This is a genomic window from Aquamicrobium lusatiense, from assembly GCF_014201615.1.
Lineage (GTDB): Bacteria > Pseudomonadota > Alphaproteobacteria > Rhizobiales > Rhizobiaceae > Mesorhizobium > Mesorhizobium lusatiense.
In genome coordinates, this window is record NZ_JACHEU010000002.1 from 78,689 (window position 1) to 91,887 (window position 13,199).

A 13,199-nucleotide genomic window follows, 5' to 3' on the forward strand; every position below is an offset into this window, starting at 1 on the left:
CTCACACCCCCAGAGCCGTGTTGAGCGCCTCGGTGCGCGCAGGCAATTCCGACACGGAGAAACTGTCGATCATCTTGCCGTGGTCCATCACGTAGAAATGGTCGGCAATGCGTGCTGCGAAACGGAAATTCTGCTCGACCAGAAGCACGCTCAGGCCGTGCGACTTCAGAACCTTCAGCATTTCGCCGATGCGCTCCACGATGACGGGCGCGAGCCCCTCGGTCGGCTCGTCCAGCAGGATCATGCGCACGCCGGTGCGCAGGATGCGGGCGATAGCCAGCATCTGCTGCTCGCCGCCGGAAAGCTTGGTGCCAGGGCTGGTGCGCCGCTCCAGCAGGTTCGGGAAGATGTTGTAGATTTCCTCAAGGCTCATGCCGCCTTTGGCCACCACCGGCGGCAGCAGCAGGTTTTCCTCGACGGAAAGGCTGGCGAAGATGCCGCGCTCTTCCGGCACGAACCCGAGGCCTGTGCGGGCCACGCGATGCAGCGGCAGGCGCATGATGGAGCGCTGCTCGAACTCGACGTCGCCCTTGCGCTTGCGGATGATGCCCATGATGGCGCGCAGCGTCGTGGTCTTGCCCACACCGTTGCGGCCAAGCAGCGTCACCGTCTCGCCCGCAAAAACGTCGAGATCGACGCCGTGCAGGGCATGGCTCTCGCCATACCACGCTTCGAGGTTGCGTACCTTCAGCTGCGCAGCCGCGCCCCCGCCGCGCGGGGCGGCGCCGGCCGCAGGAACCGGATCAGTGCCCGCCATCTTCAGACCCCATATAGGCTTCGCGCACGCGCGGGTCGGTGCTGACGGTGGCGTAATCGCCGCGCGCCAGAACTTCGCCACGCTGCAGAACGGTGATCTCGTGGCCGATATCGGCAACCACCTTGAGATTGTGCTCGACCATGAGCAGCGCGCAATCGCGTGCGACGGTCGAGATCAGGGAGGCCATGTTCTCCACGTCCTCATGGCCCATGCCGGCCAGAGGTTCGTCGAGCAGAAGCACACGCGGTTCGAGCGCCAGCGTCGTGGCGATCTCCAGCGCACGCTTGCGGCCGTAGGAAAGGTCGGCGGCGCGCCGCTGCGACATATCGGCAAGGCCGACACGGTCGAGCAGTTCCATGGCGCGCGGGCGAAGCCTGTCGAGGCTGGAAAGCGGCCGCCAGAACTGCACCGCGAGATTGTTGGCGCGCTGCAGGGCAATACAGACATTGTCGAGCAGCGACATGTCGCCGAAGGTGGCGGAAATCTGGAACGAGCGGACCATGCCCATGCGCGCCACGCGCGCAGGATCCATCGCCGTGATATCTGTTTCGTCCAGCACGATACGCCCCGCCGTCGGCGTATAGAACTTGGTCAACAGGTTGAACACCGTGCTCTTGCCGGCGCCGTTCGGGCCGATCAGCGCATGCACCCGGCCATGATGAATGTCGATGTCGACATTGTTCACGGCAAGGAAGGGCCCGAAGCGCTTGGTCAGCCCCCGTGCCGAAAGAACGGCACGGGAGGCGCCAGCATCGGAGCGAACCGCGGCTGGATGGGTGGTCATCGTTATCCGATCACTTCTTGACGAGCGGGCAGGCGCTGTTTTCCACGGAGGCAAAGGCTTCCTTGCCCGGGATGGTGGCGAGCACTTCGTAAAGGTCACCGGCTGAAGTGGATTCTTCCGGCTTCTTCACGCGGACCAGGAACATGTCGTGGACGACGCGGCCGTCTTCACGCAGATAGGCGTTGCGGTTGAAGAAGTCGTTGATGTCCATGCCGCGCATGGTTTCCATCACCTTCGAGCCGCTTTTGGCTTCACCGGCCTTTTCGGCGGCCTTCAGATAGTTGGTGACGGCCGAGTAGACGCCGGCATGAACCATGGTGGGCTTCTTGCCGTCCATGCGCTCGCTGTAGCGGGCCGACCACTCGCGGGTCTGGTCATCCATATCCCAGTAGAAGGCGGTGGTGAGCGTCAGACCCTTGGCGATATCGAGGCCAACGCCCTGCACGTCGGTGAGGAACAAAAGCATGCCGGCAATCTTCTGCCCGGCATCGGTGATGCCGTATTCCTGCATCTGCTTCAGCGCCGTCATGGTGTCGCCGGAGGAATTGGCGAGCGCGATCACGTCCGCGCCGGAAGCCTGCGCCTGCAGGATGTAGGACGAGAAGTCGGTGGTCTCGCGCGGATGACGCACGGAACCCACAACCTCGCCGCCGGCCGCCAGAACGGCCTGCGTGGTATCAGCCTCAAGCGCGTGGCCGAAGGTGTAGTCCACGGTGATGAAATACCACTTCTTGGCGCCTTCCAGCGTCATGGCGCGGCCGGTGCCGTTAGCCATGGCAAAGGTGTCCCAGGTCCACTGCGCGGTGGAGGGCGAGCAGGCCTCGCCGGTCAGCGCCGAGGAACCGGCCGTCGAGATCAGGAAGGCGGTGTCCGTCTGGCGGGTGATTTCCTGCACGGCCATCGCCACCGACGAGGTCGGCACGTCGACGACAGCGACCACGTTCTGAGAGTCGATCCAGGTGCGGGCCAGCGTCGAGCCGACATCGGGCTTGTTCTGGTGGTCGCCGACAATCACCTCGACCGTCTCGCCCAGCAGCTTGCCGCCGAAATCCTCAACCGCCATCTGCGCGGCGACGACAGAGCCCTGCCCCGCGAGATCGAAATTCATGCCCGACATGTCGGTCAGGACACCGATGCGGTAGGGCTCGGCGAAAACCGCCGTTGCCGACAAAGTGAACACCGTCGACAGAATGATGGTCTTCAGATTTTTCATTCCACTACTCCTCCATCAGGCACACAGGCGTGCCAGAACCCGGATGCGCGAACCGCCGCACATCCCCCGAAATCATGAATGACTGGCATCCTCCAGGACGCGCCGGGCGAGATAAAACTGATCGCCCTCGCTGGCCGCCGCCCAGTTCTGGCGGGTTTCAGCATCGATCGCGGCCTTGGTCATGCGCAAGGCAAGCGAAGGTGCCTCTGCCACCCCGGCAGCCCAGCTTCGTGCTTCGGTCTCAGTCGAGCCGTCAGTCACGACACGGTCGCACAGGCCGAGCGACAGCGCCTCGTCAGCGCCGATCTTTTCGTCACAGAACAGAATGCGCTTAGCCCGCGTCGAACCGACGCGCTCGACCAGAAGCGGCAGACCGCCCCAGCCAAGCGTCATGCCGAGACGGATTTCGGGAAAGCGCAGATAGGAGGAAGCGCCCATGACGCGGAAATCCGCCGTCAGCGCCAGAATGGCACCGCCGCCAATCACCGGCCCTTCAAGGGCAGCGATGACCGGCTGGGGAACCCGGCGCCACGCATCCGTCATGCGACCGCCGGCATTCATGGCCTGCGCCCGCTCGACATCGCCGGCACCCGGCTTCCACAGAGCCTCATCCCTGAGATCGACACCCGCAGCGAAGATGGAAGGAGTTCCGGTCAGCACGACAACGGCAATGTCGGCCCGCTGCGCGAGCGCCAGCGCGGCACTCTCCAGACCGGCAATCAGCTCGGCATTGAGCGCATTGGCCTTGCCGCCGCGATCGAAGCGCAGTGTTGCCACAGCGCCTTCCGACACCGTCGATACTCCAGACATGAATCCTCCCAAAACGGGCCTTCTTCGCGGTTCTGTGAAGAAACCGCTTTGACATACTACCGAGTATGTTGCATATCCGCTTTGAACTTTGCAAGGCATATTTTCATCGGGCATATTGCGGTGCAAAAGTCCCGATGCCCCCAGGAAGGAGACCCGGATAGATGACGACCGGCCCTGCGCTCGCACCTGAACCCGCACTTGATCGCAATCGCGCGGTGCTCCGCTATATCCTTGAAAATTATGCGCAATCGAACCCGGATGCGCCCTTCGTCCATTTCTGGCCGGGCCCGGAGTGGAGCTATTCGGAAACGCTGAGGCGGGTACGGATACGCGCCACGACGCTTGCCCGCGCCGGCGTGAAACGCGGCGACCATGTGCTGTGCCTGATGGGCAACGGGCCCGACCTTTTGTGCACCTGGTTCGCTATAAACTATCTTGGCGCGGTCTATGTGCCGATCAACACCGGCGCGCGCGGACGCGTGCTGGAACACATCCTCGAAGATGCCGACGCGCCGCTGCTGATCGCCGCAGCACCGCTGGTCGAGCGCCTCGGCGAGGTTTCACCCGGCAAGGTGCAGACCGTTCTGGTGTGCGAGGGCGACGCACCCGCTATCGCAAGTCTCGACATCCGCCCACTGGTCGATGCTGAGGCGGAGGAACCCGCCTTGCTGGAGCTTTCGCAGCCGGTCGAGCCGTGGGACCTTTACGCCATCATGTACACGTCCGGTACCACCGGAAACGCCAAGGGCGTGATGAGCAGCTATACGCAGCTCTATACCATGGGCCCTGACGCCTTCGATTGCGTGGAGGCGGACGACCGCTGCATGATCTGCGGGCCGATCTTCCATTGCGGCTCGACGCTGTTCGTCTATGCGATGCTGGCGCGCGGGCTTTCCATCGGCATGATGCGCGAGTTCAAGACCGGCACCTTCTGGCAGGCCGTGCGCGAAACCGGCTCGACCTACTGCCTGCTGCTCGGGGTCATGGCGAGTTTCCTGCTCAAGCAGCCGCTGGCCGAAGGCGAGCGCGACCATCCGCTGCGCCGTGCCTTCATCACCCCCTTCGGCGAGGATGGACCGCTGTTTGCAAAGCGCTTCGGCGTAGATGCCTGGACCATCTACAACATGACCGAGATCGCCAGCCCCATGGTGGCCGGCCCCGGCATCACGGAAAAGGGCATCGCCGGCAAACCGCGCCGCTGGTACGAATTGCGCATCGTCGACGGGAACGACATGGAAGTTGCCGACGGAGAAGTGGGCGAGCTGATTGTGCGCACCCACCGTCCATGGGCGCTGATGAGCGGCTACTACAACAACCCGGCCGCCACGGTGGAGGCCATGCGCAACGGCTGGTTCCACACCGGCGACGGTTTCCGCCGCACGCCGGACGGCACCTATTTCTTCGTCGACAGGCTGAAGGACGTCATCCGCCGCCGTGGGGAAAACATCTCCTCCTTTGCGCTTGAAAGCGAAGTGCTGAATATCGCCGCTATCCGCGAATGCGCGGCAGTCGCCGTTCCGAGCGAATTCACCGAGGACGAGGTGCTGATCGTCGTCACGCCGGTCGAAGGCGCGACCATCGATCCCGTCGCCGTGAAGGCAGAGCTGGAAAAGGCGCTGCCGCGCTTCATGGTGCCCCGCTATATCCGCATTCTGGACGACCTGCCCAAGACGGCCTCAGGCAAGGTGCAGAAGCATCTGCTGCGCAAGGAAGGCGTGACCCCCGACACCTATGATGGCGAGGTGAGGCGCTGACGGACGGCTGCGTCCTCAGCTTTCGTCCGGAACTGTGCCGGTCGTGGCGCCGGCAAGCGCAAGCTCGTCGATCAGCATGTTGCGGAAAATGGTTCCGCCAAGGCCGAGCGGGCGGGCCCTGCGATGGATGAGATAGCAGGTATTGGCGGTGCGGCTGCCTTCCGCCCGCAATTCGCGTATATCGCCTTTCTCCACCCAGTGCTGCGCAAAGGAGATGGGCACGACGCCCAGATAGCGTGACGACAGCACCAAAAGCATGCGCGACAGGATGGTTGGCGCTGTCGCCCTGATCATCAGCCCCCGGACAAACTCGGAATAAGCCTCCTCCTGCGTGACCTCCGTGGCAACGAAACTGTGCCTGCGCAGTTCAGCGGGAGTGATCATGGCATCGTCCATGTCAAACAAAGGATGCTGGCGGCCGCAGAAAATGCCCATCCACTCTGTGCAGACAGGGGTGGCAGCAAGCGCATCCGTGTGACGGCTGAGCGCGGTGAAGCCAAGATCGGCGACACCTTCGAGAACCGACGCATAGATGTGATCGGGTGAACTCATGCGAATGGTCAGCCGCAAACCGGGATAGCGGTCGCTGATGCGGCCAATGGCGCGCGACATGGGTTCACCGAACTCGAACAGGAAACTGTCGTCCACGAACAGCGTGACCTTGTCTTCCAGTTTCTGCGTGGCTGCACCAATGAAATCGTTGAACCGGCCGATCTCCCCCAGCAGCTGGACCGCGGCGGAGTGAACCATCTGCCCCTGCTCCGTCAGCCGGAACCCGGACCTGCCGCGCTCGCAAAGGCGCATCGCCAGACGCCCCTCAAGCCGGCTGAGACCAAGGCTGATAGCGGATTTTCCCTTGCCTAGCCGGGCCTGCGCCGCCGTTATGCCACCGGCTTCGACGATCTCCACGAACTCGCGCAGACTTGCGATATCGGCGTCGGAAAGATTGCCGCGGAACGGCTTGCTGAGCGGTGTCATGTCTTTGTCCTCGATTTGCCAATAGTTTTCATTTCATCAAACTTTGGTCAAGCAAACTGATATCGACGCGAAGCGACCGATCGGATAGCGCAAGGTAAGGAAGAAGCTGGCGGATGATGCGCAAGGCAGCCTTGCAGGCTGTACCTCTGCCCCTGTCCGGCAGGGCCGGTCGCCGCAAAGCGCGTACGCGGCCCGCCTTCTGAACCATTTTGGCTGGCGTGACGCCGGCCGGACCAGGCGAAACCAGCGCCCATCGGGCGCGCGGCAACCACAGGAACAGAAACGATGACCGAACTGAAGAACTTCGACAAAACGCCGGAAGCGAGCGACATCGCCCACCATTTCCATGGCTACACCGATGCCCGCCGCCATCAGGACGTCGGACCGATGATCATCGAAAGCGGTCAGGGCATCTATGTCACCGACAACAGCGGCAAGCGCTATATCGAGGGTCTTTCGGGCCTGTGGAGCGTAGGCGTCGGCTTTCAGGAGGATCGCCTGATCAACGCTGCCACGAAGCAGCTGAAGCAGCTGCCTTACTATCATAATTTCGGGCACAAGAGCCATCAGGCGGCCATCGCACTTTCCGACCAGCTGGTTGAACTCGCCCATGTGCCGATGAGCAAGGTCTTCTATACGAACTCCGGTTCCGAGGCCAACGACACCGTGCTTAAGATGGTGTGGTATCGCTCCAACGCGCTCGGCAAGCCGGAAAAGAAGAAGGTCATCGCCCGCACGCGCGGCTATCACGGCGTGACCATCGCCTCGGCAAGCCTGACGGGACTGCCGAACAATCACCGCTCCTTCGACCTTCCGATCGACCGCGTGCTGCACACCACCGCGCCGCATTACTGGAAGGAAGGCCGCGACGGCGAGACGGAGGAGCAGTTCGCCACCCGCTGCGCCAACGATCTGGAAGCACTGATCCAGAAGGAAGGCCCCGACACCGTCGCCGCCTTCTGGGCCGAGCCGGTCATGGGTGCGGGCGGCGTCGTCGTTCCGCCGAAAACCTATTTCGAGAAGATCCAGGCCGTTCTTGCAAAGTATGACATCATCTTCGTCGCCGACGAAGTCATCTGCGGCTTCGGCCGCACCGGCGAGATGTTCGGCTCTATCACCTACGACATCCGCCCCGACGTGATCGTGATGTCCAAGCAGATCACATCGAGCTACGTCCCCTTCTCCGCGATCATGATGAACGACCGCTTCTACCAGCCGCTTGCCGACGAGAGCCACAGCATCGGCACCTTCGGCCATGGCTTCACCGGCGGCGGGCACCCGCTTGGCGCTGCCGTGGCGCTGGAGAACATCGCCGTCATCAGGGAACGCGATCTCGTCGCCAATGCCCGCGAGGTCGGCACGCACTTCCTGCAGCGCCTTGAGACACTGAAGGAAAGCCCGCTGATCGGCGAAGTACGCGGCGTCGGCCTCATTTCCGCAATCGAACTGGTCAACGACAAGGCAACGAAATCGGTCAGCACGGTCGGCAAGCTCGGCGGACTGATGAATGCCGCCATGCAGCGCAACGGCCTGATTTCGCGCAACATGGCCGACGCGGTCGCCTTCTGCCCGCCGCTCATCATCACGAAGGCGCAGGCCGACGAGATGTTTGAAATCATCGCAAAGTCTCTGCGCGAGGTCGAAAGCGAAATCGGCTCAGCCTGAAGACGCCGCCAGCAAACCATAGCGCGGCACCTCCCTGGTCAGGGATGGCGCCGCGCTTTCAGGAACAGGATCCGTCGAATGTCCCGCAACGAAAAGCACAACTACATCGCCGGGGAATGGGTGGCCGCCGCCGAATTCACCGAAAACCGGAACCCGTCGGATCTCGATGATGTGATCGGCCACTATGCTCAGGCGAGTGCACAACAGACCGGGGATGCCATTGCCGCCGCGCGCGCCGCACTGTCGGAATGGGCGGCGGCGACGCCGCAGTTCCGCGCGGAAATTCTGGAGCGGGTCGGCACCGAGCTGATGGCACGCCGTGAAGAGCTTGGCGAATTGCTCTCCCGCGAGGAAGGCAAGATACACGCCGAAGGCATCGGGGAAGCCACCCGTGCAGCACAGCTTTTCAAGTTCTATGCGCAGGAAGCCCTGCGCGTAGAGGGCATCGCCATCGCCTCGATCCGGCCCGGCGTGCGCGTCGAGGTACGACACGAACCAGTCGGCGTGATCGGCATGATCACGCCATGGAATTTCCCCATCGCCATTCCGGCATGGAAGATCGCGCCCGCCCTCGCCTATGGCAACACGGTGGTGTTCAAGCCCGCCGACCTCACGCCCGGCTGCGGATGGGCGCTTGCCGAAATCCTCTCGCGCGCCGGCCTGCCTGCCGGGGTCTTCAACCTCGTCATGGGCAAGGGCCGTATCGTTGGTGATGCCATCGCCCGTTCGCCTCTCGTCGATGCCGTCACCTTCACCGGTTCGGAAGCAACCGGCCGGGGCATCCGCGGCATCGTTGCCGAGCGCGGCGGCAAGGTGCAGCAGGAAATGGGTGGCAAAAGCCCTCTCGTGGTGCTCGACGATGCCGATCTCGACAACGCCATCGACTGCGCCATTGGCGGCTCGGTGATTTCCACCGGCCAGCGCTGCACGTCGAACACCCGCATCATCGCCACCCCGGCCATTCACGATGCGCTGGTTGAAGGAATGGCGAAGCGCACGCGTGCGCTGGTGGTCGGCAATGCCCTCGATCCCGCAAGCCATATCGGCCCCGTGGTGGACCAGAAGCAGCTCGACACCAACCTGCGCTACATCGCGATCGCCGATGACGAGGGCGCCGAGCGTCTTTGCGGTGGCGAGATTCTGGAACGGCCGCAGCGCGGCTTCTACCTGTCGCCGGCGGTCTACGCCAACTGCACCAATCAGATGGTGCATGTGCGCGAGGAAATCTTCGGGCCGGTCGTCAGCGTGATCAAGGCCGCCGACTATGAGGAAGCGCTCGCCATCGCCAACGATTCGGACCTTGGCCTTTCCTCGGGAATCTGCACGAAATCGCTGAAATATGCCGAGGACTTCAAGACCCGCTCCGCATCGGGCATGGTGTTCGTCAACCTGCCGACCGCAGGCGTCGACTACCATGTTCCGTTCGGCGGCAAGAAGGCGTCGAGCTATGGCCCGCGCGAGCAGGGCCGCGCCGCGCGCGAATTTTTCACCAGCTCCAAAACGGCCTACACCAACCCGCTTTGATATAAACGGACCGGCAGCGGAGCCCTCCCAGGGGATTTTCGCTGCCGGTCGATTTGTGTCACACCGAACACAAGCCTATATCGTTATCTGTCGTACGCAGCATGGAGGAAGACATGAGTGAGCTTTTGGACAAGCGCAAGTTCTATATCGACGGCAAATGGGTAGACCCTGTCGCTGCGAATGACCTTGAAGTGGTCGATCCTTCGACCGAAGAGCCCGTCGCCGTCATCAGCATCGGCGCACAGGCCGACACCGACCGTGCAGTCGCAGCTGCGAAAGCGGCCTTCGCATCATGGTCGAAGACCTCTCCGGCCGAGCGGCTTTCCTATGTCGAGAAAATTCTCGCCATCTACAAGCGCCGCGCAGCGGAGATGGCTCAGTCCATGACGCTCGAAATGGGCGCCCCGCAGGACATGTCGCTTGCCTCGCAGACGGGCGCCGGCACCTACCATATCGAGACCTTCATCGAAGCCTACAGGAATTTCGAGTTCATCCGCCCGCTGGGGCCGCATGCACCGACCACCATGGTCGCATGGGAACCGATCGGCGTTGTCGGCCTGATCACGCCGTGGAACTGGCCGATGAATCAGGTCACACTCAAGGTCATTCCGGCCATACTGGGCGGCAACACGGCCGTTCTGAAGCCATCCGAGATCGCCCCGCTCTCCTCCATGCTGTTTGCCGAGATCGTGCATGAGGCGGGCCTGCCTGCCGGTGTGTTCAACCTCGTCAATGGTGATGGCGTCGGTGTCGGAACGCAGCTTTCGGTCCATCCCGACATCGAGATGATCAGCTTCACCGGCTCCACCCGTGCCGGTATCGCCATTTCCAAGGCCGCTGCCGCATCGCTGAAGAAGGTGGCGCTGGAACTCGGCGGCAAGGGCGCGAACCTCATCTTCGCGGATGCCGATGCGGACGCGGTGGTGCGGGGCACCCGACATTGCTTCAACAATTCCGGCCAGTCCTGCAACGCGCCCACCCGCATGCTGGTGCAGCGCGAGATCTACGAAAAGGCGGTGGAAACGGCTGCCCGCGTTGCCGGGGAAACCGCCGTGGCCAGCGCGCATCTGCCCGGCGCGCATATCGGCCCGGTGGTGAGCAAGCAGCAGTGGGACAAGATTCAGGACCTCATCCAGAAAGGCATCGAGGAAGGTGCCCGTCTGGTCGCCGGTGGCCCCGGCCTGCCTGAAAACGTCAACCGCGGCTATTTCGTGCGGCCGACCGTGTTCGCAGACGTGAACAACGACATGACCATCGCAAGGCAGGAGATTTTCGGCCCGGTCCTGTCGATCATCCCCTTCGACACCGAAGAGGAAGCCGTCGAGATCGCCAACGACACGCCCTACGGCCTCACCAACTACGTGCAGACGCAGGACGGTGCCCGCCGCAATCGACTGGCGCGCCAGCTGAACGCCGGCATGATCGAGATGAACGGAGAGTCGCGCGGTGCCGGCTCTGCCTTCGGTGGCGTCAAGGCGTCCGGCCGGGCGCGCGAAGGCGGCTGGATGGGACTTGAAGAGTTCATGGACTCCAAGTTCATCTCTGGCTGGAGCCTGAACGACTGATCAGCTGCGGCCCGGACGAGCCGGGCCCTGAATGAAAACGTGATCTTCCGGGACCGCAGCCCGACATCCGGGCTGCGGCCCCTGGCATATATCGCATCGATATCTGCCGCATTCCGGCCGGGAAAACAGAGCCTCGTACCAGCCCGAAACCGTGACATACGGTATTCTCAGATCCGATTTCCCGGTGATCTGCGATCGCAGAATCAGGATCGGCGCCTCATCACACAGATGCATGTTTTGCAGGGTCTGGAACCCGCTTTTCGCGGTATCCGGCTGGATGCAAACTGCCCTCAATAAAGATGATGCATCAAAAAGAATAATGTTCACTTATGAACTGTTCAAAACAGATCAAATTCCGGTTGGAACTGGCGAATAACAGCTTTTTTCCAAAGTTCTCAACGGCTCATTGACAGCACATTAAGATGCATCTTAATCTGGGCCAACAAGGGGTGACAGCAAGGACTCGTCAAAAACGCCTCTTGCTGGGAGAAAATTACATGAGGAAAACACTTACCCGGCTGGTTACAGCCGTTTTCTTGGGCTGCGCCTCGATGACCGGCATTGCCATGGCGCAGGATGGCGCCGCCTCCGCCGAAATCACCCGTGGCGGAACCCTCAACATGATCGTTCAGCCCGAGCCACCGATGCTGATAGTGGGCCTGAACACACAGGGTCCCACCCTCTATGTGGCGGGCCAGATCTATCAGAGCCTGCTGACATATCGTGAAGACCTGAAGCCCCTGCCGCAGCTTGCGAAGAGCTGGACCGTGTCCGAAGACGGCCTGACCTACACCTTCAACCTGCAGGAAGGTGTAAAATGGCATGATGGGGAAGCTTTCACATCAAAGGACGTCGTGTTTGCGGCTGAGGAATTTCTGGTCGACGCCCATCCTCGCTGGCGCCTCATCCGGGAGGCCTATGTCGAAAGTGTCACCGCCCCTGACGACCTGACCGTGGTCTTCAGGCTGAAAAAGCCTTTCTCGGCATTTCTGTACGGCTTCGAGCTGAGCTCGTTCCCGATCATGCCAGCTCACCTGTACCAGGGCACCGACTACCGCACCAATGCGAACAACACCCGCCCGATCGGCACCGGCCCTTACAAGTTTGAGGACTGGCAGCGCGGCAGCTACATCCATCTGGTTCGCAACGAAGACTACTGGAAGGAAGGCCAGCCCTACATCGATGATCTCTACTTCCGTGTGATCCCGGACGCCGCGTCACGCGCCATCGCCTTTGAACAGGGCACTGTCGATCTGCTGCGCGGCGGCGACGTCGAAGGCTTCACCATCAACAGCCTGACGTCCCTGCCGGGCGTGGAGACGACGACAGCCGGATGGGAATATTTCTCCCCGCAGATGTTCCTGCAGCCGAATCTTCGCCTTGAGGTCTTCAAGAACAAGGATGTCCGCAAAGCGGTCTATCACGCCCTTGATCGCGATTTCATCGTCAATGCGATCTTCTTCGGGCAGGGCAAGGTCTCGACCGGCCCCTTTGCGGAAAGCATGCTGTTCCACGATCCGAACATCCAGCAATATCCATATGACATGGAGCTGGCAAAGAAGCTGATAGCTGACTCGGGCGTGGACCTTTCGAAGCATCCCATTCGCCTTCTTGGCCTGCCTTACGGTTCGACGTGGGATCGCATGACGGAATACGTCAAGCAGCAGCTTGAGGAACTCGGTTTCGTCGTCAGCATTCAGGCCGTCGATGCCGGCGGATGGCTGCAGGCCATGGGCAACTTCGACTTCGATCTTGCTTTCAGCTTCCTCTACCAGTTCGGCCATCCGGCTCAGGGTGTCTCGCGTATTTACTTCAGCGACAACCAGGTCAAGGGCACCCATGCCGGCAACAATGGCGGCTATGAGAACCCCGAGGTCGATGAGATGTTCCGCAAAGCCGCTGACGCCATCGATGAGGCCGAAGCCGCCGAGGCCTACACCAAGGTCCAGCAGATTCTCGCGGAAGAAGTGCCGGTGCTGTGGATGTTCGATATGAAGAACACCACCATCTACCGCGACAAGATCAGGAACCCGGTTCGCACGGCCATCGGCCTGAACGAGCCGATGGATGAGGTCTGGATCGCCAGGTAATTCCTGCGTCCCTCAGATCGTGCATCTGGCATCCCGAAGGGTTTCCTTTCGGGATGCCC

At 61.9% G+C, this 13,199-nt stretch carries 10 protein-coding genes; 5 read left to right on the top strand and 5 right to left on the bottom strand.

The window, feature by feature from the left end; translation table 11 throughout:
• Nucleotide 1 precedes the first annotated feature (1 nt).
• The 4 genes from HNR59_RS14415 to HNR59_RS14430 form a co-directional block, all read right to left on the bottom strand.
• The gene (locus HNR59_RS14415) at nucleotides 2–691 is read right to left on the bottom strand and encodes an ABC transporter ATP-binding protein (RefSeq protein WP_239801054.1); all 690 of its coding nucleotides are present in this window, start codon (nucleotides 689–691) and stop codon (nucleotides 2–4) included.
• Between the two features lie 52 nt (nucleotides 692–743).
• On the bottom strand, nucleotides 744–1,541 hold the full coding sequence (locus tag HNR59_RS14420) for an ABC transporter ATP-binding protein (RefSeq protein WP_183831726.1): 798 nt from the start codon (nucleotides 1,539–1,541) through the stop codon (nucleotides 744–746).
• 10 nt (nucleotides 1,542–1,551) lie between these two features.
• On the bottom strand, nucleotides 1,552–2,754 hold the full coding sequence (locus tag HNR59_RS14425) for an ABC transporter substrate-binding protein (RefSeq protein WP_183831727.1): 1,203 nt from the start codon (nucleotides 2,752–2,754) through the stop codon (nucleotides 1,552–1,554).
• Nucleotides 2,755–2,826: 72 nt separating this feature from the next.
• The gene (locus HNR59_RS14430) at nucleotides 2,827–3,564 is read right to left on the bottom strand and encodes an enoyl-CoA hydratase/isomerase family protein (RefSeq protein ID WP_183831728.1); all 738 of its coding nucleotides are present in this window, start codon (nucleotides 3,562–3,564) and stop codon (nucleotides 2,827–2,829) included.
• Nucleotides 3,565–3,725: 161 nt separating this feature from the next.
• Between HNR59_RS14430 and HNR59_RS14435 the strand changes: the two genes are divergently transcribed.
• Nucleotides 3,726–5,318, top strand: a complete 1,593-nt coding sequence (locus HNR59_RS14435; RefSeq protein ID WP_183831729.1) for an AMP-binding protein — start codon at nucleotides 3,726–3,728, stop codon at nucleotides 5,316–5,318.
• A 15-nt stretch (nucleotides 5,319–5,333) separates the two neighbouring features.
• Here the strand turns inward: HNR59_RS14435 and HNR59_RS14440 are convergent, their stop codons facing one another.
• Nucleotides 5,334–6,296 carry a LysR family transcriptional regulator gene (locus tag HNR59_RS14440; protein WP_183831730.1) on the bottom strand — a complete coding sequence of 321 codons (963 nt, stop codon included), beginning with the start codon at nucleotides 6,294–6,296 and terminating at the stop codon, nucleotides 5,334–5,336.
• A 285-nt stretch (nucleotides 6,297–6,581) separates the two neighbouring features.
• On the opposite strand from HNR59_RS14440, the gene HNR59_RS14445 reads away from it, so the two are divergent.
• The 4 genes from HNR59_RS14445 (at nucleotide 6,582) to HNR59_RS14460 (ending at nucleotide 13,140) form a co-directional block, all read left to right on the top strand.
• Entirely contained in the window at nucleotides 6,582–7,961 is a 1,380-nt protein-coding gene (locus HNR59_RS14445) for an aspartate aminotransferase family protein (protein WP_183831731.1), read from the top strand.
• Between the two features lie 78 nt (nucleotides 7,962–8,039).
• Nucleotides 8,040–9,485, top strand: a complete 1,446-nt coding sequence (locus tag HNR59_RS14450; RefSeq protein ID WP_183831732.1) for an aldehyde dehydrogenase family protein — start codon at nucleotides 8,040–8,042, stop codon at nucleotides 9,483–9,485.
• Nucleotides 9,486–9,598: 113 nt separating this feature from the next.
• Nucleotides 9,599–11,050: an aldehyde dehydrogenase family protein gene (locus HNR59_RS14455; protein ID WP_183831733.1), complete on the top strand. Its 1,452-nt coding sequence runs from the start codon at nucleotides 9,599–9,601 to the stop codon at nucleotides 11,048–11,050.
• Between the two features lie 497 nt (nucleotides 11,051–11,547).
• The gene (locus tag HNR59_RS14460; protein ID WP_246374722.1) at nucleotides 11,548–13,140 is read left to right on the top strand and encodes an ABC transporter substrate-binding protein; all 1,593 of its coding nucleotides are present in this window, start codon (nucleotides 11,548–11,550) and stop codon (nucleotides 13,138–13,140) included.
• The last annotated feature ends 59 nt before the right edge of the window (nucleotides 13,141–13,199 follow it).

Bases quoted from the DNA above. Each gene is read 5' to 3' on its own strand.
- HNR59_RS14420 (WP_183831726.1), bottom strand. From the start codon at position 1,541: ATGACCACCCATCCAGCCGCGGTTCGCTCCGATGCTGGCGCCTCCCGT.
- HNR59_RS14425 (WP_183831727.1), bottom strand. From the start codon at position 2,754: ATGAAAAATCTGAAGACCATCATTCTGTCGACGGTGTTCACTTTGTCG.
- HNR59_RS14430 (WP_183831728.1), bottom strand. From the start codon at position 3,564: ATGTCTGGAGTATCGACGGTGTCGGAAGGCGCTGTGGCAACACTGCGC.
- HNR59_RS14435 (WP_183831729.1), top strand. From the start codon at position 3,726: ATGACGACCGGCCCTGCGCTCGCACCTGAACCCGCACTTGATCGCAAT.
- HNR59_RS14440 (WP_183831730.1), bottom strand. From the start codon at position 6,296: ATGACACCGCTCAGCAAGCCGTTCCGCGGCAATCTTTCCGACGCCGAT.
- HNR59_RS14445 (WP_183831731.1), top strand. From the start codon at position 6,582: ATGACCGAACTGAAGAACTTCGACAAAACGCCGGAAGCGAGCGACATC.
- HNR59_RS14450 (WP_183831732.1), top strand. From the start codon at position 8,040: ATGTCCCGCAACGAAAAGCACAACTACATCGCCGGGGAATGGGTGGCC.
- HNR59_RS14455 (WP_183831733.1), top strand. From the start codon at position 9,599: ATGAGTGAGCTTTTGGACAAGCGCAAGTTCTATATCGACGGCAAATGG.
- HNR59_RS14460 (WP_246374722.1), top strand. From the start codon at position 11,548: ATGAGGAAAACACTTACCCGGCTGGTTACAGCCGTTTTCTTGGGCTGC.